The 254-nt window shown below is 66.5% G+C and carries 1 pseudogene; it reads left to right on the forward strand.

Annotation, left to right across the window (positions count from 1 at the left end):
* Positions 1–254, forward strand: a pseudogene (locus tag WDW90_RS40180) (FUSC family protein); the annotation flags it as partial.

Consider the following 254-nt stretch of genomic DNA (forward strand, 5'->3'; position numbering starts at 1 on the left):
GTGCGCGACGGTAACGCGGTCAACCTCGGCATCGCGCTCGTGATTGTGACAGGCGTCGGTGTCTGGGGCGCAGCGGTACGCCCGCAACTGCGGATCGCGCCTGTGACCGCCGCCATCATGCTGCTCAGCGCTCCGCCAGGAGTTCCGGTCCACACCTTTGTCGTCGACCGGATCATTGAGATCGCACTGGGCGGCGTCATCGGTGTGCTGGCCACGGTCCTGATCTTCCCTGCCCGCTCGCACGGCGTGGTGAT

This window comes from Methylobacterium nigriterrae (assembly GCF_037106235.1).
GTDB classification, from domain to species: Bacteria; Pseudomonadota; Alphaproteobacteria; order Rhizobiales; family Beijerinckiaceae; genus Methylobacterium; species Methylobacterium nigriterrae.